The organism is Acidovorax sp. sic0104, assembly GCF_019219095.1.
In the GTDB taxonomy this organism is placed as follows: Bacteria; Pseudomonadota; Gammaproteobacteria; order Burkholderiales; family Burkholderiaceae_C; genus Acidovorax.
In genome coordinates this window covers 233,068-252,665 of the sequence record NZ_JAHUWH010000006.1, presented here as the reverse complement: position 1 = coordinate 252,665, position 19,598 = coordinate 233,068, and the positions used below count along the sequence as shown (strand labels likewise).

The 19,598-nt window shown below is 65.4% G+C and carries 22 protein-coding genes; 10 read left to right on the top strand and 12 right to left on the bottom strand.

Features of this window, described 5'->3' with window-relative positions; genetic code table 11:
• Position 1 precedes the first annotated feature (1 nt).
• Entirely contained in the window at positions 2-412 is a 411-nt protein-coding gene (locus tag KW835_RS12350; protein WP_056171957.1) for a biopolymer transporter ExbD, read from the top strand.
• A gap of 362 nt (positions 413-774) precedes the next feature.
• Here KW835_RS12350 and KW835_RS12345 read toward each other — a convergent pair whose 3' ends face one another.
• Both KW835_RS12345 and KW835_RS12340 read right to left on the bottom strand, forming a co-directional pair.
• Positions 775-1,092, bottom strand: a complete 318-nt coding sequence (locus KW835_RS12345) for a hypothetical protein (protein ID WP_218382666.1) — start codon at positions 1,090-1,092, stop codon at positions 775-777.
• Positions 1,093-1,343: 251 nt separating this feature from the next.
• Positions 1,344-1,754 (bottom strand): GFA family protein, encoded by a 411-nt coding sequence (locus tag KW835_RS12340; RefSeq protein WP_255593493.1) that lies wholly within the window; start codon positions 1,752-1,754, stop codon positions 1,344-1,346.
• A 145-nt stretch (positions 1,755-1,899) separates the two neighbouring features.
• On the opposite strand from KW835_RS12340, the gene hemP reads away from it, so the two are divergent.
• On the top strand, positions 1,900-2,121 hold the full coding sequence (gene hemP, locus KW835_RS12335; RefSeq protein WP_056413745.1) for a hemin uptake protein HemP: 222 nt from the start codon (positions 1,900-1,902) through the stop codon (positions 2,119-2,121).
• 334 nt (positions 2,122-2,455) lie between these two features.
• Here hemP and KW835_RS12330 read toward each other — a convergent pair whose 3' ends face one another.
• Positions 2,456-2,863: a heme-binding protein gene (locus tag KW835_RS12330; RefSeq protein ID WP_218382665.1), complete on the bottom strand. Its 408-nt coding sequence runs from the start codon at positions 2,861-2,863 to the stop codon at positions 2,456-2,458.
• 253 nt (positions 2,864-3,116) lie between these two features.
• Here KW835_RS12330 and KW835_RS12325 point away from each other — a divergent pair, with 253 nt between their 5' ends.
• Positions 3,117-3,812 (top strand): Bax inhibitor-1/YccA family protein, encoded by a 696-nt coding sequence (locus KW835_RS12325; RefSeq protein ID WP_218382800.1) that lies wholly within the window; start codon positions 3,117-3,119, stop codon positions 3,810-3,812.
• Positions 3,813-4,028: 216 nt separating this feature from the next.
• Positions 4,029-4,406, top strand: coding sequence for a hypothetical protein (locus KW835_RS12320; RefSeq protein WP_218382664.1), 378 nt, complete (start codon positions 4,029-4,031; stop codon positions 4,404-4,406).
• A 71-nt stretch (positions 4,407-4,477) separates the two neighbouring features.
• On the opposite strand, the gene rlmD is transcribed toward KW835_RS12320, so the two are convergent.
• From rlmD to KW835_RS12305, 3 genes are all read right to left on the bottom strand, one after another.
• Positions 4,478-5,938: a 23S rRNA (uracil(1939)-C(5))-methyltransferase RlmD gene (gene rlmD / locus KW835_RS12315; RefSeq protein WP_218382663.1), complete on the bottom strand. Its 1,461-nt coding sequence runs from the start codon at positions 5,936-5,938 to the stop codon at positions 4,478-4,480.
• A gap of 58 nt (positions 5,939-5,996) precedes the next feature.
• Positions 5,997-6,296, bottom strand: a complete 300-nt coding sequence (locus KW835_RS12310) for a hypothetical protein (protein WP_218382662.1) — start codon at positions 6,294-6,296, stop codon at positions 5,997-5,999.
• 106 nt (positions 6,297-6,402) lie between these two features.
• Positions 6,403-6,882: an Lrp/AsnC ligand binding domain-containing protein gene (locus KW835_RS12305; RefSeq protein ID WP_218382661.1), complete on the bottom strand. Its 480-nt coding sequence runs from the start codon at positions 6,880-6,882 to the stop codon at positions 6,403-6,405.
• 127 nt (positions 6,883-7,009) lie between these two features.
• Between KW835_RS12305 and putA the strand changes: the two genes are divergently transcribed.
• A complete protein-coding gene (gene putA / locus KW835_RS12300; protein WP_218382660.1) occupies positions 7,010-10,759 on the top strand; it encodes a trifunctional transcriptional regulator/proline dehydrogenase/L-glutamate gamma-semialdehyde dehydrogenase in 3,750 nt (1,249 codons plus the stop codon).
• Between the two features lie 430 nt (positions 10,760-11,189).
• Positions 11,190-12,098 (top strand): hypothetical protein, encoded by a 909-nt coding sequence (locus KW835_RS12295; RefSeq protein WP_218382659.1) that lies wholly within the window; start codon positions 11,190-11,192, stop codon positions 12,096-12,098.
• Between the two features lie 209 nt (positions 12,099-12,307).
• Here the strand turns inward: KW835_RS12295 and guaA are convergent, their stop codons facing one another.
• The 4 genes from guaA to guaB all read right to left on the bottom strand — a co-directional run bounded on the left by guaA (position 12,308) and on the right by guaB (position 16,216).
• The gene (guaA, locus tag KW835_RS12290; protein ID WP_218382658.1) at positions 12,308-13,924 is read right to left on the bottom strand and encodes a glutamine-hydrolyzing GMP synthase; all 1,617 of its coding nucleotides are present in this window, start codon (positions 13,922-13,924) and stop codon (positions 12,308-12,310) included.
• A gap of 11 nt (positions 13,925-13,935) precedes the next feature.
• A complete protein-coding gene (locus KW835_RS12285) occupies positions 13,936-14,370 on the bottom strand; it encodes a type II toxin-antitoxin system VapC family toxin (RefSeq protein WP_218382657.1) in 435 nt (144 codons plus the stop codon).
• Positions 14,367-14,630 (bottom strand): type II toxin-antitoxin system Phd/YefM family antitoxin, encoded by a 264-nt coding sequence (locus KW835_RS12280; protein ID WP_218382656.1) that lies wholly within the window; start codon positions 14,628-14,630, stop codon positions 14,367-14,369. The genes KW835_RS12285 and KW835_RS12280 overlap by 4 nt, the downstream gene beginning before the upstream one ends.
• 110 nt (positions 14,631-14,740) lie before the next feature.
• A complete protein-coding gene (gene guaB / locus KW835_RS12275; RefSeq protein WP_218382655.1) occupies positions 14,741-16,216 on the bottom strand; it encodes an IMP dehydrogenase in 1,476 nt (491 codons plus the stop codon).
• A 191-nt stretch (positions 16,217-16,407) separates the two neighbouring features.
• Between guaB and KW835_RS12270 the strand changes: the two genes are divergently transcribed.
• Entirely contained in the window at positions 16,408-16,956 is a 549-nt protein-coding gene (locus KW835_RS12270; RefSeq protein WP_218382798.1) for a DUF4124 domain-containing protein, read from the top strand.
• A gap of 64 nt (positions 16,957-17,020) precedes the next feature.
• On the opposite strand, the gene KW835_RS12265 is transcribed toward KW835_RS12270, so the two are convergent.
• On the bottom strand, positions 17,021-17,383 hold the full coding sequence (locus tag KW835_RS12265) for an RnfH family protein (protein WP_218382654.1): 363 nt from the start codon (positions 17,381-17,383) through the stop codon (positions 17,021-17,023).
• The gene (locus tag KW835_RS12260) at positions 17,376-17,816 is read right to left on the bottom strand and encodes a type II toxin-antitoxin system RatA family toxin (RefSeq protein ID WP_218382653.1); all 441 of its coding nucleotides are present in this window, start codon (positions 17,814-17,816) and stop codon (positions 17,376-17,378) included. The genes KW835_RS12265 and KW835_RS12260 overlap by 8 nt, the downstream gene beginning before the upstream one ends.
• A 112-nt stretch (positions 17,817-17,928) precedes the next feature.
• Between KW835_RS12260 and smpB the strand changes: the two genes are divergently transcribed.
• From smpB to KW835_RS12245, 3 genes are all read left to right on the top strand, one after another.
• A complete protein-coding gene (gene smpB / locus KW835_RS12255) occupies positions 17,929-18,402 on the top strand; it encodes an SsrA-binding protein SmpB (RefSeq protein WP_218382652.1) in 474 nt (157 codons plus the stop codon).
• Between the two features lie 232 nt (positions 18,403-18,634).
• Positions 18,635-19,000: a hypothetical protein gene (locus tag KW835_RS12250; protein ID WP_218382651.1), complete on the top strand. Its 366-nt coding sequence runs from the start codon at positions 18,635-18,637 to the stop codon at positions 18,998-19,000.
• Between the two features lie 42 nt (positions 19,001-19,042).
• Positions 19,043-19,597 (top strand): RNA polymerase sigma factor, encoded by a 555-nt coding sequence (locus tag KW835_RS12245; RefSeq protein WP_218382650.1) that lies wholly within the window; start codon positions 19,043-19,045, stop codon positions 19,595-19,597.
• Position 19,598 lies beyond the last annotated feature (1 nt).

The following is a 19,598-nucleotide window of genomic DNA, read 5'->3' as shown; positions in this document are numbered from 1 at the left end:
CATGGCCTTCGGAACCCAAGACGATGCCGATGACGTGATGAACGAGATCAACATGACGCCCCTGGTGGACGTCATGCTGGTTCTGCTCATCATCTTCATCATCACCGTGCCGGTGATGAAGCACTCGGTCAACGTGGACCTGCCCCGCGCCACGAACCAGCCCGAGGACGTCAAGCCCGAGACCGTGCGCCTGTCCGTGTCGGCCGACGGCAAGTACTTCTGGAACGAGACGCAGGTCACGGAAGAAGAACTCTTCCCCCGCCTGCAGGCCGAAGCCGCCAAGCAGCCCCAGCCCGACCTGCACATCCGCGGCGACAAGGAAGTGCGCTACGAACGCGTGGCCCAGGCCATGGCGGCGGCACAGCGGGCGGGCGTGCGCAAGATCGGGTTTGTGACCGACCCGGCGCCTTGATTCAGGGGCTGCGAGACAGCCCTTAGCCCTGCCCCTGCCACCCGGCCCGCCAGCTGCATGCTTTGCCTGCAGAGGGCGCGCTGGGTTTCTTTTGGATCTTCGCGTTGCTTTTATTTTGACGCGGGCCTCATCCGTAGAGGCTTAAGGTATTCGTCGTTCAGCCACGCAGAAAAATCAAACAGACCCATATTCAGCATTGCTCCGGAAGCGTTTTCTGGCACCGGCTGGAGTCTTTCTAGCCGGATATTATTATTGATACGATACCGGCTTCCGGCCAAAATCAAGCGGTGACTCTTAGGAAAAGCGGACACTCAACGTTTGACCTATGCGGCCTGCCGTAGGCAGTTCTGCTCGAACGAACACTACGCATTACAGCCGGCTGACGAACCTGGGTAAGGCCCTTCCAGCAAACTGAATGGGTCCAGCACATACTTTTTGAAAAATTCGTCAACGCTGCTGGCGACTTGAATGGGCTGCTTGCCGTCAAAGTAATCTAAAAATACCGAACTCGTGTCGTTTGCATTTGGGACGAGTCTATAGCTCCAGCAATTGATAAGGTAGTCAGAGAACAAGACGCCTTGCAAGGATTGGTCTGAGTTCTCGCTCACCAGCTCAGTCAATGGCCACAGTCGCCAATACTCACGATCCATCTGCTCCATGCCACCAAGAACGGCATACATTGAGAGCACGTCAGATGTGGCGACCCTCCCGACAGTCTCAAAGGCCTCGCGGACGGCCGATTCGGTCTCTGGGGGAAGTAAGACTAGCCCCTCCTTTTGCCATCGATCGACCATTGTGTTAACGCTTTGCATACGTGGTGACGCCTAAACTGCGAGCAAGCGCATCGTATAACAATGGCCCGCTTTGAAGCATGATGCCAATCGTCGGCTCAGGCCCGCAACAGCTACTCTGGTTCCCCTATCGCTCGCGTTTACGGCTGCTCCTCAAACGACGCCGTGCCTTCCGGCAACCCCACCCAGTCATGTCGCCTACATGTCCAGATCTGCCGCTGCGGCGAGCCGAGCTCGTGCCGTTGTTCGATCGTGCCGATCCGCAGTGAATAAGTGGCGGGATCGCTCACAGCGCAGGCATAGAGCGAGCTGCCGCACACCTCGCAGAACGCCAGAGCGCGCTGGTTGCCGCTGGCGGCAGTCTTGATGTAGGTGCGGGGCGTGCCCCGGGTCAGCCGAAAGCTGGACGCAGGAGCCGCGATGTTGGCCCGGAAGGCAGAGCCTGAGTGGCCCTGGCAATCATCGCAGTGGCAGACCGTGATGGTGCCCGGCTGCACCTCGGCCTCGTAGGCGATCGAACCGCAGTAGCACGCACCGTCAATCTTCATCATGTTCGGAATCCTTGATCTGAATGACCGCTGTGGTCAGATTCTGCCCGGCAAGCAAAAGAACAAAAAGAAACACTCCAGTCGCTTGACTTGTAATTGCGAATCGTTATCATTAGCAAAACGCAATCAAACGCACCAGGAAAAACCCATGCAAGCCACTTTGACCGCCGCTTCGATCCTGCGCCCCGCTTCTGCCAGCAAGGGGGTCTCGCACGCCGACGGGCAAGCAAGCCAACGCACAGAACCTACCGCAGCTGCGGTCGACAGCAGCTCCCTGCTGCAGGGCCAGAAGGCCGTGGCCATCAGCCACAACGGGTCGGTGTACCGCCTGCAGGCGACCAAGCTGGGCAAGCTGATCCTGACCAAATGACACCACGCCGCGCCGCATCCCTGTAACACAGTCAACCGCGCCCACCGCATGCGCACCAGTGGAGACCACCTCCGGCGCAGCGGCCAAGGCACCTAGTTTCATCGTGGGGCGACTCCCGGGCTTGCAACAAGCTCGCAAGGGTCGTTTTTGCCAGCCAACGGGTTCGCCCGCGTAGCCAGGCTTTTTTTCTGCCCCAGGGTTCTCCAATGCAAAAACCGGCCTGTGGGCCGGTTTTTTTGTGGGCAACGCTTGCATTGCCCCTGAAAATCAATCGCTAAAAACAGCCCTGGCGCCTGATGGACAAGCGCCAGTAGCTATACATTTAAGAGCAATATCACAAACCCAGCGCGGCGATGCCTGCACGTGCGATCTGCGCGTCTTCGGTGGATTTCACGCCGCTCACCCCCACCGCGCCCAGGCACTGGCCGTCCTTGAGGATCGGCACGCCGCCTTCGAGCAGGCCGTCGATGCCAGGCGCGCTCAGGAACGCAGTGCGGCCGCCGTTGACGATGTCCTCATACACCTTGCTCTCGCGGCGGCCCATGGCGGCCGTGCGGGCCTTCGAGGGGGCAATGTGCGAAGACACGGCTGCCGCGCCGTCCAGGCGCTGCAGCCACAGCAGGTGGCCGCCGTCGTCCACGATGGCAATGGTCACGGCCCAGTTGTTCTTCAGGGCTTCGGCTTCGGCTGCTGCGGCAATGGCCTTGACGTCGGCGAGTTCGAGTTCGTGCTTGGTCTTCATGGTGTGTCCGGGTAGGGGAGAAAAGGGAACAGGAATGTGGAAAAAGAGGCCGCTCGCATGCGCCTTGTGCAGGCCGCGAGCGCAGAGCCAGCAAGCATAGCGGCATCGCACGGGCCCCTCACCCCTACGCAGGGTGAAAGTACCCTTACCAAAAGTAGGTAACCGGCCATGGCCATTGCAGGGCAAAAAACCGCCTCCACCTAGAATTTGCAATGTCTGCGCTGTGCAGGCCAACAAGGAGAGACACAAGATGTTGAACGACCAAGTCACCACCCTGGGCCACTCTGCGGGCTATGGCATCTCGCAGGAAGACCGCCACCGGGTGCTTCGCAATACCTACTGGCTGCTCGCGCTGAGCATGATCCCCACGGTGCTGGGCGCCTGGGTCGGCGTGGCCACCGGCATCACCCAGTCGCTGCGCGGCGGCGTGGGCCTGATCGTGTTCCTGGGCGGCGCGTTCGCCTTCATGTTCGCGATCGAAAAGACCAAGCGCTCTGCGGCTGGCGTGCCCGTGCTGCTGGCCTTCACGTTCTTCATGGGCCTGATGCTCTCGCGCCTGATCGGCATGGTGCTGGGCTTCAAGAACGGTACCGACCTCATCATGACGGCGTTTGCCGGCACCGCAGGCGTGTTCTTCGTGATGGCCAGCCTGGCCAGCGTGATCAAGCGCGATCTGTCAGGCATGGGCAAGTGGCTTTTCGTGGGCGCGATGGTGCTCATGGTGGGCGGCATCATCAACGTGTTCGTCGGCTCCAGCGTGGGCATGATGGCGATCTCGATGGCGGCCATCGGCATCTTCAGTGCCTACATGCTGTACGACATCAAGCAGATCCTGGACGGTGGCGAGACCAACTACATCAGCGCCACCCTGGCCCTGTACCTGGACGTCTTCAACGTGTTCCAGAGCCTGCTGGCACTGCTGGGCATCATGGGTGGAGAGCGCGAGTAACCCCCTGAGCGGCTGCGCAGCTTCCCCCAAGGGGGACGCACCCGGTGGCCCGGCGAAGCCGGTTCCACGGGTGCACTGGGATGGTACTGCGCCAGTTTCGACCGCCGCCGTTGCCGCGCGCGCCACAGGGCTCCTTCGGGAGCCTTTTTCTTTTTGTTGAGCTTGCGCCAAGGTCAAGCCTCAATCGCGGCGAAGTCCTGCCGATAATGCAAGTACATGTATCGCAACCTGCCCTCCACCTCGCTGCGCCTGCTGGCCGTGGCAGCCCTTGCGCTGCTGCTGGCTGGCTGCGACAAGATCCCCGGACTGGGGCCTGACCCGCGCATTGCGCAGCGCGATGCCGAGGCCAAGGCCATCGGTGGCGCCTGCCGCCATGCGCTGCGCGGGCTGGAAGACTGCTACACGCTCAACCCCAAGGCCGCCAAGGCATCTGTGTTTGCAGGCTGGAAGGACATGGACGCCTATATGCGCGAAAACAAGATCGAAGGCACGCCGTCAGTGCTGGGCGAGGTCAAGAAGCCCGAGCGCAAGGGCAGCAGCGCCGACATCGAAACCGAAACGCGCGACCCCGCAGCCAGCCGCAGCCGCAGCTGACGGCCAGGCGCTGAAGCCCCGGTGCGCGCAGGGGGCCATGGCAGGACTGTGCCCTGCCCCCCCACGCCCCATCAAGCCCGCTCGAACACCGCCATGCTTTCCACGTGCGCCGTGTGCGGGAACATGTTGACCATGCCTGCCGCCGTGCACTTGTAGCCCCCCAGGTGCACCAGCAGGCCCGCGTCCCGCGCCAGCGTGGCGGGGTTGCAGCTCACGTAGACGATGCGCTGGGGCGGCGTCCAGTTCTCGGCCCCGGCGGGCAGCGGGCCCGCGCCGTCGGCGCCGATGCGTGATTGCTCGATGTCGGCCAGCGCCTTGGCCAGCGCAAACGCGCCTTCGCGCGGCGGATCCACCAGCCACTTGTCTGCCGATCCATCGGCCACCAGCATTTCGGGCGTCATCTCGAAAAGGTTGCGCGCTACAAAATCAGTAGCTGCCAGCGCTTTACCATCAAGGGATGCACGCTGATTCAATGCATAGTTTTCACGGGAGCGGGCCACCAGGGCCTCGCTGCCTTCGATGCCCAGTACCTCGCGGGCCTGCGTGGCCAGGGGCAGCGTGAAGTTGCCCAGGCCGCAGAACCAGTCGATGACGCGCTCATGCGGCTGCACGTCCAGCAGTCGCAGCGCCCGGCTTACCAGCACGCGGTTGATGTGCGGGTTCACCTGCGTGAAGTCCGTGGGCTTGAAGGGCATCGTGATGCCAAAGTCGGGCAGCGCATACGACAGTTGCTCGCCGCCCTCGTCCAGCAGCTTCACCGTGTCCGGGCCCTTGGGCTGCAGCCACCATTGAACGCCATGTTCGGCGGCAAACGCGCGCAGCCGCGCCAGGTCGCCGACGCTCAGCGGCTCCAGGTGCCGCAGCACCATGGCGGTGACGGTGTCGCCGCAGGCCAGTTCGATCTGCGGGCAGGTGTCCCGGGCATCCATGCCCGCGATCAGCGAGCGCAGGGGCATCAGCATGGCATCCACGTGCGGCGGCAGGATCTTGCAGGTCTGCATGTCCGCGATGTAGCGGCTCTTGCGCTCATGAAAGCCCACGAGCACCGTGCCTTTCTTGATCACATGGCGCACCGCCAGGCGTGCGCGGTAGCGGTAGCCCCAGGCGGGCCCTTCGATGGGGCGCATCACGGTTTCGGCCTTGACCTTGCCCAGATGCCAGAGGTTGTCTTCCAGCACCCGCTGCTTGACGGCCACTTGTGCGCCCACGTGCAGGTGCTGCATCTTGCAGCCCCCGCACGCACCGCCATGCAGCCCGAAATGCTGGCAGCCGGGGCGCACCCGCTGCGACGATTCACGGTGGATCGCCGTCAGGCTGGCCTGTTCCCAGTTGTTCTTCTTGCGGTGGGTGTTGGCGGTGACCAGCTCGAACGGCAGGGCACCATCGATGAAGACGACCTTGCCGTCGGGCTTGCGGGCCACGCCCTGGGCGTCGAGGTCCATGGACTGCACCTGCAGCCAGCCTTCGGGCAGGTCGGAGGCTTCTTGCGCGCAAGGTTCAAACGAGGGGGATAGTTCTTTCGGTTCGCTCATCCCCCGATTGTCTCAGGCCCGGGACTGCGCCTGTCCGGACCTGGTTGCCTGCAGACGCTCAGCCGCGGTCGGCGCGCGCCGCACGTGCGCCAGGAGCAACGCGCATCGAGGCGGCAGCCAGGGGCAGCTTGTTGATGGTCACCTCGCAGTTGTAGTTGTCCGGGCTGAACACCAGCGTCGAGTTGGGCGCCACCAGGGGCAGGGTTTCGTGGATCTGGCGCGACATGTCGATCGGCGGCTCGGGCGCACGGTACACGATGTCCTGGTCGGGGCCGTACACCACATAGCAGGAAGCGGCGGCGGACTGGCTGAAAAACGCAGCCGCCAGGGCTGCCGCAGCATAGGCAAAGGCCTTCATGTTTTTTCTCCTCGATCAGACGTAACTGCCGGACATTATGCGGGCTTTGGCATGCGCAGCCAACGCGGCTGTGGCAGGAAAGCAGGCAGCCGCTTGCGGGCCCGCGTCATGCAGCGCGCAGATGCAGGTGGTTGGTGTGCTTGACCTCTTCCATCACCGCGTAGGTGCGCGTCTCGCGCACGCCCGGCAGCTGCCACAGCACGGCGCCCGCGAACACGCGGTAGGCATTCATGTCGGCCGAGCGGGTCTTGAGCAGGTAGTCGAAGCCCCCGGCCACCATGTGGCATTCCATGATCTCGGGGTGCACCTGGACGGCCGCCTTGAACTGGTCGAACACATTGGGCGTCGTGCGGTCCAGCAGCACCTCCACGAAGACGAGCATGCCCGCCCCCAGCTTGAGCGGGTTCAGCCGAGCCTCGTATCCCAGGATGAAGCCGTCGCGCGTGAGCCGCTGCACCCGCGCCAGCACCGCAGTGGGCGACAGGGCCACGGCCTCCGCCAGCTTGAGGTTGGCAATGCGGCCGTCTTCCTGCAGGATTGACAGAATCCGGCGGTCGATACGGTCCAGATCAGCATCGTTGGTCATTGACTCTAGTGATTCATTCGCTTGATACGCTGATTTTCGAACATTTATTCACCGCGAGTCCAGAGATGATCCCCTCCAGCAGGTCCTGATCGCCGTCGGGGCCGAATTTTTCCCTGCGAGACTCACCATGACCCAGCCCGCCTCTGCCGCCTTCGCCGACTTCGCCCCGCGCACCCCGGTGGCCAACCCCCTGCGCGCCGCCATCACCGCCGCCTGCCGCCGCCCCGAGCCCGCGGCCCTGGAGCCGCTGCTGGCGCAGGCCCGCCTGCCGCAGAGCGTGGCCGCTGCAGCGCAGCAGCTGGCACTGCGCATTGCGGGCGCCCTGCGCGAGCGCAAGGCGGGCACGGGACGCGCAGGCATCGTGCAGGGCCTGCTGCAGGAGTTCTCGCTCTCGTCGCAGGAAGGCGTGGCCCTGATGTGCCTGGCCGAGGCGCTGCTGCGCATCCCCGACAAGGCCACGCGCGACGCGCTGATCCGCGACAAGATCAGCAACGGCCAGTGGGAGCCGCACCTGGGCAAGAGCCCTTCGCTCTTCGTCAACGCCGCCACCTGGGGCTTGCTCATCACCGGCAAGCTGGTGGCCACGCACAGCGAAGGCAGCCTGGGCGCCTCGCTGGGCCGCCTCATCGGCAAGGGCGGCGAGCCGCTGATCCGCAAGGGCGTGGACATGGCCATGCGCATGATGGGCGAGCAGTTCGTGACCGGCGAGACCATTGCCGAGGCGCTTTCCAACGCCCGCCGCATGGAGGCCGAGGGCTTTCGCTACTCCTACGACATGCTGGGCGAGGCCGCGCTGACCACGGCCGACGCCGAGCGCTACTACGCCTCGTACGAGCAGGCCATCCACGCCATCGGCAAGGCATCGGCCGGGCGCGGCATCTACGAAGGCCCCGGCATCTCGATCAAGCTGTCGGCCCTGCACCCGCGCTACAGCCGCGCGCAGTTCGGCCGCGTGATGGACGAGCTCTACCCGCAGGTGGTGCGCCTGACCGAGCTGGCCAAAAGCTACGACATCGGCATCAACATCGACGCCGAAGAGGCCGACCGGCTGGAGATCTCGCTCGATCTGCTGGAGCGGCTGTGCCATGAAGAGAGCCTGGCCGGCTGGAACGGGATCGGCTTCGTGATCCAGGCCTACCAGAAGCGCTGCCCGTATGTCATCGACTTCGTCATCGACCTGGCCCGGCGCACCGGCCGCCGCCTCATGGTGCGCCTGGTCAAGGGCGCCTACTGGGACAGCGAGATCAAGCGCGCACAGATCGACGGCCTGGCCGACTACCCGGTCTACACCCGCAAGGTGCACACCGACATCTCCTACGTGGCCTGCGCGCGCAAGCTGCTGGCCGCGCCCGAGGCCGTGTACCCGCAGTTCGCCACGCACAACGCAGAGACCCTGGCCACCATCTACCAGCTGGCGGGCAGCAACTACTATGCGGGCCAGTACGAGTTCCAGTGCCTGCACGGCATGGGCGAGCCGCTGTACGAACAGGTGGTGGGCGCCACCACGGCCGGCAAGCTGGGCCGCCCCTGCCGCATCTACGCCCCCGTAGGCACGCACGAGACGCTGCTGGCCTACCTGGTGCGCCGCCTGCTGGAGAACGGCGCCAACACCTCCTTCGTGAACCGCATCGCCGACGAGACCATCCCGCTGGCCGAACTGGTGCACAGCCCCGTGCAGGTGGTGGACGAAGCCGCCGCCCGAGAGGGCCAAGCCGCCCTGCCCCACCCGCGCATCCCCCTGCCCGGCGCGCTGTATGGCACGGGCCGCCCCAATTCGCAGGGCCTGGACATTGCGAGCGACGCCGTGCTGGCCCAACTGAGCGCCACGCTGCAGGCCAGCGCGCTGCACGACTGGAAGGCCGGCCCGATGCTGGCCGCCGATGCCGCCACCGGCCCCACGGCCCCCGTGCGCAACCCCGCCGACCTGCGCGACGTGGTAGGCCAGGTGCAGGAGGCCACGGCCGACGATGTGGATCAGGCGCTGCAGAACGCGCAGCAGGCAGCCCCGGCCTGGGCCGCCATCGCACCCTCAGAGCGCGCAGCGGCACTGCGGCGCACGGCCGACCTGCTCGAAGACCGCCTGCAGCCCCTGATGGGCCTGTTGATGCGCGAGGCCGGCAAGAGCGCCAGCAACGCGATTGCCGAGGTGCGCGAGGCGGTGGATTTCTTGCGCTACTACGCAGCCCAGGTCACAACCACCTTCGACAACGCCACGCACATCCCGCTGGGCCCCGTGGCCTGCATCAGCCCCTGGAACTTTCCGCTGGCCATCTTCATGGGCCAGGTGGCCGCAGCCCTGGCCGCCGGCAACCCGGTGCTGGCCAAGCCGGCCGAGCAAACCCCGCTGATCGCCGCCGAGGCCGTGCGCCTGCTCTGGCGTGCCGGCGTGCCGCGCGCCGCCGTGCAGTTGCTGCCCGGCCAGGGCGAGACCGTGGGCGCCCGCCTGATCGGCGATGCGCGCGTGATGGGCGTCATGTTCACCGGCTCCACCGAGGTGGCGCGCATCCTGCAGCGCACCGTCGCAGGACGGCTCGACCCGGCGGGCCGCCCCATCCCGCTGATCGCCGAGACCGGTGGGCAGAACGCGATGATCGTGGACTCCTCGGCCCTGGTGGAGCAGGTCGTCACCGACGCGGTCGCTTCGGCCTTCGACAGCGCCGGCCAGCGCTGCTCGGCCCTGCGCGTGCTGTGCGTGCAGGAGGACGCCGCCGACCGCGTGGTGGAGATGCTCGAGGGCGCCATGGGCGAGCTGCGCATGGGCAACCCCGGCGCCCTGGCGGTGGACGTGGGCCCGGTGATCGATGCCGAGGCCCAGGGCGGCATCCACCGGCACATCGAGGCATTCAAGGGCCGTGGCCACCGCGTGTTCCAGCGCTGCCGCCGCGAGGCGGGCGAGGTGGCGCAGGGTACCTTCGTGACGCCCACGCTGATCGAGCTGAACAGCATCAGCGAACTGCAGCGCGAGGTCTTCGGCCCCGTACTGCACCTGGTGCGCTACGCCCGCAAGGACCTGGACCACTTGCTCGACCAGATCAACGCCACCGGCTACGGCCTCACGCAGGGCGTGCACACCCGCATCGACGAAACCATCGCCCGCGTGGTGGACCGCGCGCATGCCGGCAACGTCTACGTCAACCGCAACATGGTGGGCGCCGTGGTCGGCGTGCAACCCTTCGGTGGCGAAGGCCTGTCGGGCACGGGCCCCAAGGCCGGCGGCCCGCTGTACCTGCTGCGCCTGCTGTCCGAACGCCCCTCCAACGCGCTGGCGCTGACCTTTGCCGCCGCAGACCGCACCGCCCCCGCCGACGTGTCAGCGCGCGACGGCCTGCTCGCCCCCCTGCGCACACTCGAACGCTGGGCGCAGATGCAGGGCCACAGCGCCCTGGCCGCCATCTGCCGCCGCTTTGCCGCAGAAAGCCAGGCGGGCACCGCACGCACCCTCCCCGGCCCCACGGGCGAGCGCAATGTCTACAGCCTGCTGCCCCGGGCCACGGTGCTGTGCATCGCCTCCACGCAGGACGACCTGCTGACCCAGCTGGCCGCCGTGCTGGCCAGCGGCGGCAAGGCGGTGTGGCCGGACGTGCAAGCCCCACTGCTCGCCACCCTGCCGGCCGACGTGCAGGCACGCGTCCTGACCACAGGCGACTCCTGGGCCGATGGGCGCACCGAGATGGTGGCAGTGCTGCACCACGGCAGCACTGAATCGCTGCGCAGCGTGTGCGAGAAGCTCGCACACCGACCCGGCCCCATCGTCGCCGTCACGGCACTGCCACCCGGCAGCACCGAGGTGCCGCTGGAACGCCTGCTGATCGAACGGGCCTTGAGCGTGAACACCGCGGCCGCAGGAGGCAATGCCAGCCTGATGACCATCGGCTGAGGCCCCGTTGCGCGCTTGACGCCCCTGCGCGGGCGGCCCGCGCGTGGCGCAGAGGGAGTGAGGTGCTTTTTTTGAATGAAAATGGCCACTACCGCTTGCCGGATCAGCGCCAATAGCTATTTTTTTCGTAGCAAACCATGGCGCCGCGCACTCCTGGCCCGGCTCCCCCGGTGCATCGTCCTGTCAAAACGCGCCGCCACTTCATCGGCCAGCGCGATCGCGGCCCGCCGGGGTGTGTGCACACAAGCCACCGCTGAGCGCCGGTGAAGCGCCGGTGAAAGGGCAAACCGGTGGCGCGATAAGCCCGTGCTTTGCACCGCTTACGCGGGGACCGGGGAACGCTGGTTCGGGGACCATAGGAGCAACGTCCTGTGCGCAAGCGCAGGACATCCTCCCACCAACCGGCCCCGGCCTCTGAAGGAGTCACAAGATGCTCGATGTTTCCCAAGCCACCAACATGCTGACATCCATGGGCGTGTCCGGTGCTCTGGCCGCGCGCGCTGCAGAGCGCACCGCGCAGAACCATGCCGACGCCGACCCCCTGACCTTTCTGAAGGAGCTCAGGGCCACGCTGCAGGAGCTGTCGGCCGAAGTGCCCGCCACCGATGCAAAGGCCCCGGCCGCCGCAGCCGCCTCGCCTGCCGACCCCGCCTACAAGTCCACGGCCGACCGATACGGCAAGGCCGGCTCCAGCACCTCCGCCCCCGAGTCATCGCAGGCCTCTGCCACCAAGGCCCCTTTCAACAACCTGGAAGAGTTCAAGCAGTGGGAGAAAGGCCTGGGCAGTACCTTTGCGGCAGACTACGAAGTACCAGACTACATCCGGCTGACTGCCACCGCTCTGAGTGGAGGCGACGACACCGTCGTCGGCCGCTATATGTTCTTCAAGAACAACCCCGACTTCGCGGCAGACTACGCGTCCATCCGCAGCGGCGAGCTGTCCAGGTTCCCGACCGATGGCTCCACCTTGGTCAAGAGCGACCTGTCCAAGATGTCGAGCGAAACAGCGGCGTACTACAGGAACAATCCCGACGCCCTGCTCGCAGCAGAAGGCTTCGGCATGGACCCGACGCTCGCCAAGATGCGCATGAGCGGAGAGATCTCCCCCCCGGCCGGCGCGGATGCGACCGAATGGCTGATGAGCAACACCTGGACCAAGGACGGCATCGTGGCCCAGAACAACCGGGTGGCCTACGCCAGCGGGGACTACATCGGCCTGGACGGCAAAGGCGCAGGCACTTACCGCCTGAGCCGATTCGACACGGCCACGGGCAACCTCATCGGCCCGGATGGCGCGGCCTACGACCCGCAGACGGGCGAGGCGAAGGCGAAGGCCTGACAGGCAGGCGGCGGCGCGGGCACGGCCGCGCGCACGCCTTGAGACCAAATTATTGAAGGTTCCCGGTCAGGAGCCCGGAACGGGCTGACGCTCCGCGCCACCAACTGCCCCGACATCCATCCGCATGAATGTCCGAGCCGAGGTTTGGAGCCTGTCCACGATCTCGCTGGAAACGCAGGCAGACCCGTCGGGGATGAACGGCGAGCCGATCACTCCCACTCGATCGTCGCTGGCGGCTTGCTGCTCACGTCGTAGGTCACGCGGTTGATGCCGCGCACTTCGTTGATGATGCGGCCCGACACCTTCTTGAGCAGTGCGTAGGGCAGCTCGGCCCAGTCGGCGGTCATGAAGTCGCTGGTCTGCACGGCGCGCAGGGCGACCACGTAGTCGTAGGTGCGGCCATCGCCCATCACGCCCACGCTCTTGACGGGCAGGAACACGGTGAAGGCCTGGCTGGTGAGGTCATACCAGGTCTTGCCGGTGGCTTCGTCGCGGAAGTTGCGCAACTCTTCGATGAAGATCGCGTCGGCGCGGCGCAGCAGGTCGGCGTATTCCTTTTTCACTTCACCCAGGATGCGCACGCCCAGGCCAGGGCCCGGGAAGGGGTGGCGGTAGACCATGTCGGGCGGCAGGCCCAGGGCCACGCCGAGTTCGCGCACTTCGTCCTTGAACAGGTCGCGCAGAGGCTCCAGAAGTTTGAGGCCCAACTGCTCTGGCAGGCCGCCGACGTTGTGGTGGCTCTTGATGGTGACGGCCTTCTTGCTCTTGGCGCCGCCGGATTCGATGACGTCGGGGTAGATCGTGCCTTGGGCCAGGAAGGTGGCGCCCTTGTGGCCGCCGTCCCCCGCCTTCAGTTTGGCGGCCTCCTGCTTGAACACCGTGACGAACTCGCCGCCAATGATCTTGCGCTTGGCTTCGGGCTCGCTCACGCCGGCCAGCTTGCCGAGGAACAGGTCGCTGGCATCCACGCGGATCACGCGGGCGTGCAGCTTGCCCTCGAACATCTCCATGACCATGTCGCCTTCGTTCAGGCGCAGCAGGCCATGGTCGACGAACACGCAGGTGAGCTGGTCACCGATGGCGCGGTGAATAAGGGCTGCAGCCACCGACGAGTCCACACCACCGGACAGGCCCAGGATGACTTCCTCGTCACCCACCTGCTCACGGATCTTGGCGACGGCTTCCTCGATGTAGTCGCCCATGATCCAGTCCGCCTGCGTGCGGCAGATGTCGATCACAAAGCGGTTGAGCAGTGCCTGGCCCTGCACCGTGTGCGTGACTTCCGGGTGAAACTGCACCGCATAGAACCTGCGCGCCTCATCGGCCATGCCCGCGATGGGGCAGGACGGTGTGGAGGCCATGACCTTGAAGCCTGGCGGCAGCTCGGTGACCTTGTCGCCGTGGCTCATCCAGACCTTGAGCATGCCGTGGCCTTCTGGTGTGGCGAAGTCTTCGATGCCCTTGAGCAATTCGGTGTGACCATGGGCACGCACTTCGGCGTAGCCGAACTCGCGGCTGTTGGAACCTTCGACCTTGCCGCCCAGCTGGGTGGCCATGGTCTGCATGCCGTAGCAGATGCCCAGGACGGGAATGCCCAGTTCAAACACGGCATCGGGTGCGCGGTCGTCCACCTCGTAAACACTCGCGTGGCTGCCCGACAGGATGACGCCCTTCAAGCGGCCATCCGCAGCGAATGCGCGCACCCAGTCGCTGCTCACATCGCAGGGATGGACTTCGCAGTAGACATGGGCTTCGCGCACGCGGCGCGCGATGAGCTGCGTGACTTGGGAGCCGAAATCAAGAATGAGGATCTTGTCGTGTTGCATGGTGGTGGTCTTCAAAGGCAGGAAAGGTCAAGAAGCGGCACGCCACTGCGCTTGGCAGCGGCCATCTGCTGGGGATCGAACGTGGCCAGGGGCAGGCGCAGTGAGCGCGCGAGCCACAGATAGGCGGCATCGAATGTGGGAAGGCCGGTATCCAGCGCCACGTCCATCACGGCCTTGTGCTGGGCGGGCGCCAGGTCGTGCAGCTCCACGCGGTGGCGGATGGCTTCTAGCACACCCCACAGCCCTTCCACCGATGCGGGGGGTATGCGGCCGCTGTGCACGCCGCTGCTGATGAGGTTGCTGCACTCCCACTGCCAGAGGTTGGGAGCCTGGGGCTCGACCTCGTCGCGGCGGATCAGGGTGTAGAGCCGGCGCGTGTGTTCGTTGGCGGCATCGGGCAGCAGCCAGGCGGCGGTGACGGAGGCGTCCAGCACGAAGGCGGTCATGCGCTGGCCCGGCCTTCGCGGCGCAAAGCATCAGGCCTGCTGGGCACTTCGGCCAAGGGGCGGATGCTGGCATGCAGCGCGTCGATCTGGCCCAGCTCGCGGGCGATCTGCTCGTCGGTGATGACGGGACGCCGGCGCACGGGCAGCAGGCGCACCACTTCCTTGCCATGGCGCGTGATGCGCACTTCTTCGCCCTGCTCGACGAGCTCGATCAGGGCAGAAAACCTGCTCTTGGCTTCATAGATGCCGACGGACTGCATGGATGCACGGACTCCCAAAAAGAAAAAGTCTGGCCTGAATGTTTAATTCAGACCAGACTATATCATTCTGACCAGATATTTTCAATCAGGCCAGATTGGATTGCCGACGATCAGTCAGCGCGGTAGTTCGGCGCTTCTTTGGTAATTTGAACGTCGTGCACGTGGCTCTCGCGGATACCGGCGGTGGTGATCTCGACGAATTCGGCCTTGTTGTTCATGTCCTCGATGGTGGCGCAGCCGCAGTACCCCATGGAGGCGCGCACGCCGCCGGCCATCTGATAGACGATGCTGACCATGGAGCCCTTGTAGGGCACGCGGCCTTCGATGCCTTCGGGTACGAGTTTGTCGGCGTTGGGGTTGCCGGTGCTCGACTCCTGGAAGTAGCGGTCGGCGCTGCCCTGCTGCATGGCGCCAATGCTGCCCATGCCGCGGTAGCTCTTGTAGCTGCGGCCCTGGAACAGGATGACTTCGCCAGGGGCTTCTTCGGTGCCCGCGAACATGCCGCCCATCATCACCGTGCCGGCGCCAGCCGCAAGCGCCTTGGCGATGTCGCCGCTGTAGCGGATGCCGCCGTCAGCGATCAGCGGCACGCCGGTGCCCTTGAGCGCCGTGGCCACGCTGTCGATGGCCATGATCTGGGGCACGCCCACACCAGCCACGATGCGGGTGGTGCAGATGGAGCCCGGGCCGATACCGACCTTGACAGCATCGGCGCCTGCCTCGACCAGAGCCAACGCTGCAGCGCCAGTGGCGATGTTGCCGCCGATCACGTCGATGTGCGGATAGTTCTGCTTGACCCAGCGCACGCGGTCGATCACGCCCTTGCTGTGGCCGTGGGCCGTGTCCACCACGATGGCGTCAACGCCCGCCTTGACAAGGGCTTCGACGCGCTCTTCCGTGCCCTCGCCTACCCCGACGGCAGCGCCCACGCGCAGTCGGCCAGAGGGATCGCGCGCGGCATTGGGGAAGCTGGTCTGCTTGGTGATGTCCTTGACGGTGATCAGGCCCTTGAGCTCGAAGTCGTCGTTCACGACCAGGATGCGCTCGAGCTTGTGCTTGTTGAGCAGAGCCTTGGCTTCGGCAGGCGTGGTGCCGTCTTTTTCGTTGACGGTGATGAGCTTTTCGCGCGGGGTCATGATCTGGTGGACCTTGACGTCGTAGCGGGTCTCAAAGCGCAGATCGCGGCCGGTGACGATGCCGACCACCTTGCCGCCGTCGCAGACAGGGAAGCCAGAGATGCCCAGTTGTTCGGACAGTTGCAGCACCTGCAGCACCGTGTGCTCTGGCGTGATGACCACGGGGTCGCGCAGCACGCCGGACTCATAGCGCTTGACCTTGGCCACATGGGCGGCCTGCTCTTGCGCTGTGAGGTTCTTGTGCACGATGCCGATGCCACCCTCCTGGGCGATGGCGATGGCCAGGCGCGCCTCAGTCACGGTGTCCATCGCGGCGGACACGAGCGGCAGGTTCAGCTGGATGTTGCGGGAGAGTTTCGTCGCGAGGGACGTGTCCTTGGGCAGGACCTGGGAGTACGCTGGCACCAGCAACACATCGTCGAAGGTGAGCGCTTTTCCAAGAAGGCGCATGAGAAAGCTCCAAAAAACGGATTGTACCCGCGCCCAGTGCGGCCTGCAGGTCGCTGCGCCAGGAAGGGCCGAATGCGCAAACCATATCCGTCAGAAAAGAGCCTCCCCCCGTGCAACGTGTCGCGCCAGACGCACCGCCCGTCCGATGGCATTGGCAGCGCCCGGGGCTGGCGGCTAAACTTGTTCGCATGATGAAAACGCACAAGCTTCTCCTGCTGGCCATCGCCTGCACCTGGGCCGTGGGCGCAGCCGCGCAATGGCAGTGGATCGACAAGGACGGCCGCAAGGTCTTCAGCGACCGCCCCCCACCTCAGGAAATCCCTGACAAAAGCATTCTCAAGCAGCCCAGTGGTGGGCGCGCTGCGGTAGCCGCGCCAGTTGCCCCGTCCGCAGATGGCGCACCTGGCGCGCCTTCCGCTGCGGCAGATGCGGCATCTTCCGCTCCAGCCCCACGGGCCACCGCCAGCGCTGCGGCCAGCGGCAAGGACAAGGCGCTCGAAGAAAAGAAAGCGCAAACCGAAGCTGCCGACGCCGCCAAGAAAAAGGCCGAAGAAGACAAGGTAGCCAAGATCAAGGCCGACAACTGCAACCGAGCCCGCCAGGCCAGGGCAGCCTTCGAGACCGGCAGGCCCATCACCCAGCCCAATGCGCAAGGCGAGCGCATCTTCCTGGACGAAGCAGGCCGCGCGGCAGAAACCAAGCGCCTGGACGGCATCATCGCCTCGGACTGCAAGCGTTGATCCTGCGCGGCATCCGGCCGATGGGCGTCTGGCCCTGGCCCTGGCCCATGCTGCAACTGCGGAGTCAATAGCCCGATTTACCACCCGGGCGCTGCCGCGCGAAAAGCCCGGTCGTGCGGGCGCCCTGCCGCGCGAAGCGTTCGCGCCGCGCCACCTTGGGATCGACCTTCAGGGCTCTATAGACCTCCACCCGGTCCTGGCCGACGAGTTCTGCATCAAGCCCAGCAGCCCGTCCCCAGATGCCCACAGCTGCAGGTCCTGCCGCACCTGGCGCGTCCTCAGCTGGCAGGCCGCATGCCTGCAGCGCATCCCGCACGGTGGCGCCCGCCGGCAGCTCCAGCACCCATTCACGAACCTCACGCGGTGCCAGACATGCCGCCACCACGATCTGGAGGGGCGGCTGATCGCGCGGCGGCGATTCAGCCATACACCTGCTCCGCTCGCTTGACGAACGCATCCACCATGCTGCTGGCGATGCGGTCGAACACTGGTCCGACCAGCGCAGCCAGGGCGGGGCTGTCAAAGCCATAGTGAAGCAGGAGCTCCACCTTGCACGCACGCTGGCTCCCGTCGCCCACGGGGTGGAAATGCCAGTCGCCTTCCAGTTGGGAAAAAGGCCCTTTGACAAGGTGCATCTGCACGCGCTTGCCCGCCTCGTGCGTGTTGCGGGTGACGAATGTCTGGCGGATTCCGCCGAACGAGATGCCCACCTCGGCGGTCATGCCGTCGCTGGTTGTTTCCAGAATGGCCGCGTGGTCGCACCAGGGCAAAAACTCGGGGTATTGCCCGACCCCGGTGACCAGGGCAAACATTTCTTCGGGGCTGTACCAGATGAGGACGGACTTGTGAACGGTTTTCATGCAGACGGAGCTTGAGCGGCAGCGCGCAAGCCGGAGAAATTAGAATCGCTGTGGCGACGACAACATTGTAGGGAGGCCTTTTATCTCCCGATTTGCGCCGCATCTAAACCCAATGGCCAAGAAACCCGATCCCACCGCCCGCATTGCCGATAACAAAAAGGCGGCCTACAACTATTTCTTCGAAGAACGCCACGAGGCAGGCGTGGTCCTGTACGGCTGGGAAGTGAAGGCGCTGCGCGAGGGCAAGGTGCAGCTGACCGACGGCTATGTGCTGATCCGCGAGGGCGAGCTGTTTCTGCTGGGCTGCCAGATCAACCCGCTCAAGACCGCCTCGACCCATGTCAATCCGGACGCCATCCGCACCAAGAAGCTGCTGCTCAAGAAGGACGATATCAAGCACCTGATCGTCAAGGTCGAGCAAAAGGGCTACACCCTGGTGCCGCTGAACCTGCACTGGAAGAACGGCTACGTGAAGTGCGAGATCGCTCTGGCCAAGGGCAAGGCAGAACACGACAAGCGCGACACCATCAAGGACCGCGAAGGCAAGCGCGAGGTGGAGCGCGCCATGAAAAGCAGGAATAGGTAGCCCCCCTGAGGTGCTGCGCATCTTCCCCCCAAGGGGGACGCCCCGGTGCGGCGGGGCGGCCCTTGCACGGGGGCGCTGGCTTGAGCAGCGCCAGTTGCCCAGCCCGTGCCTGGTACGCAAAGTTCGCTTTTTTCATGCGCGATGGAATAAACCACCGCGTCCCTGTGTTTGTGGACGTGCAAGGCGGCATGTACCGTTGCCTGCAATCCCTCTTCTTCCACCTGGAGAAACCATGAAAAAGATCCTGTCCATCGCTGCGTTCCTGGCCGTTGCCGGCTGTTCCACCATGGCGGCCGATGGGCCCGTGAAGACCATGGATGGCGTGCTGGTCGGCGCGGGCGGCATGACGCTTTACACCTTCGACCGCGACGCCGCCGGCAGCGGCAAGTCGGTGTGCAACGGCCCCTGCGCCACCAACTGGCCGCCGCTGATGGCCGACAAGGCCCCTGGCGGCGACTACAGCGTGGTCACGCGCGACGATGGCAAGAAGCAACTGGCCTACAAGGGCAAGCCGCTGTACTACTGGGTCAAGGACACCAAGCCGGGCGACAAGACCGGCGATGGCGTGAATCAGGTATGGCGCACGGCCAAACCCTGAAGCAGGTGTGAACCTGCTTTCCAGCCGCAGTGCGCTGACCGCATGAACCGCTCCCAGGTCATCGATCAGTTGCCCGCACTGCGCCGCTACGCACGCGTGCTCACGGGCGATGCCTGGGCGGCCGATGACCTGGTGCAGGACACCCTGGAGCGGGCGTGCAGCAAATGGTTGCTGTGGCGCGCCGGCAGCGACCTGCGCGCCTGGCTGTTCACGCTGATGCACAACCTCTACCTCAACCAGTTGCGCGCCCAGCCACCGCTGCCCCTCCTGGATGTGGATGAGTTGCGCGACTCCTTGCAGGGCAGCGCAGGCATGGGGGACGACGCGCTGGACCTGGAGCGCTGCCTGCAGCGCCTGCCGCCCGAACAGCGCGCCGTGCTGCTGCTGGTGACGCTGGAAGACATGGGCTACGAGGACACCGCGCGCATCCTGGACATTCCCGTGGGCACGGTGATGTCGCGCCTGTCGCGGGCGCGCAGCCGGCTGCGGCTGCTGATGGAGCGCGCGCCTGCCGCACCAAGCCCCGCAGCCACAGACGACCACACGGCCCCCGATGCACCCATCGGCCAGCCCACCACCCTGCGCCGCCTCAAATGAC

Coding starts and splice junctions, on each gene's coding strand:
- hemP (WP_056413745.1), top strand. CDS start 1,900: ATGCAAGCCACTTTGACCGCCGCTTCGATCCTGCGCCCCGCTTCTGCC.
- rlmD (WP_218382663.1), bottom strand. CDS start 5,938: ATGAGCGAACCGAAAGAACTATCCCCCTCGTTTGAACCTTGCGCGCAA.
- guaB (WP_218382655.1), bottom strand. CDS start 16,216: ATGCGCCTTCTTGGAAAAGCGCTCACCTTCGACGATGTGTTGCTGGTG.
- KW835_RS12340 (WP_255593493.1), bottom strand. CDS start 1,754: ATGATGAAGATTGACGGTGCGTGCTACTGCGGTTCGATCGCCTACGAG.
- KW835_RS12260 (WP_218382653.1), bottom strand. CDS start 17,816: ATGAAAACCGTTCACAAGTCCGTCCTCATCTGGTACAGCCCCGAAGAA.
- KW835_RS12280 (WP_218382656.1), bottom strand. CDS start 14,630: ATGCAGTCCGTCGGCATCTATGAAGCCAAGAGCAGGTTTTCTGCCCTG.
- KW835_RS12245 (WP_218382650.1), top strand. CDS start 19,043: ATGAACCGCTCCCAGGTCATCGATCAGTTGCCCGCACTGCGCCGCTAC.
- KW835_RS12250 (WP_218382651.1), top strand. CDS start 18,635: ATGAAAAAGATCCTGTCCATCGCTGCGTTCCTGGCCGTTGCCGGCTGT.
- KW835_RS12270 (WP_218382798.1), top strand. CDS start 16,408: ATGAAAACGCACAAGCTTCTCCTGCTGGCCATCGCCTGCACCTGGGCC.
- KW835_RS12345 (WP_218382666.1), bottom strand. CDS start 1,092: ATGTATGCCGTTCTTGGTGGCATGGAGCAGATGGATCGTGAGTATTGG.
- putA (WP_218382660.1), top strand. CDS start 7,010: ATGACCCAGCCCGCCTCTGCCGCCTTCGCCGACTTCGCCCCGCGCACC.
- KW835_RS12330 (WP_218382665.1), bottom strand. CDS start 2,863: ATGAAGACCAAGCACGAACTCGAACTCGCCGACGTCAAGGCCATTGCC.
- KW835_RS12295 (WP_218382659.1), top strand. CDS start 11,190: ATGCTCGATGTTTCCCAAGCCACCAACATGCTGACATCCATGGGCGTG.
- KW835_RS12305 (WP_218382661.1), bottom strand. CDS start 6,882: ATGACCAACGATGCTGATCTGGACCGTATCGACCGCCGGATTCTGTCA.
- KW835_RS12350 (WP_056171957.1), top strand. CDS start 2: ATGGCCTTCGGAACCCAAGACGATGCCGATGACGTGATGAACGAGATC.
- KW835_RS12320 (WP_218382664.1), top strand. CDS start 4,029: ATGTATCGCAACCTGCCCTCCACCTCGCTGCGCCTGCTGGCCGTGGCA.
- KW835_RS12310 (WP_218382662.1), bottom strand. CDS start 6,296: ATGAAGGCCTTTGCCTATGCTGCGGCAGCCCTGGCGGCTGCGTTTTTC.
- guaA (WP_218382658.1), bottom strand. CDS start 13,924: ATGCAACACGACAAGATCCTCATTCTTGATTTCGGCTCCCAAGTCACG.
- KW835_RS12285 (WP_218382657.1), bottom strand. CDS start 14,370: ATGACCGCCTTCGTGCTGGACGCCTCCGTCACCGCCGCCTGGCTGCTG.
- smpB (WP_218382652.1), top strand. CDS start 17,929: ATGGCCAAGAAACCCGATCCCACCGCCCGCATTGCCGATAACAAAAAG.
- KW835_RS12265 (WP_218382654.1), bottom strand. CDS start 17,383: ATGGCTGAATCGCCGCCGCGCGATCAGCCGCCCCTCCAGATCGTGGTG.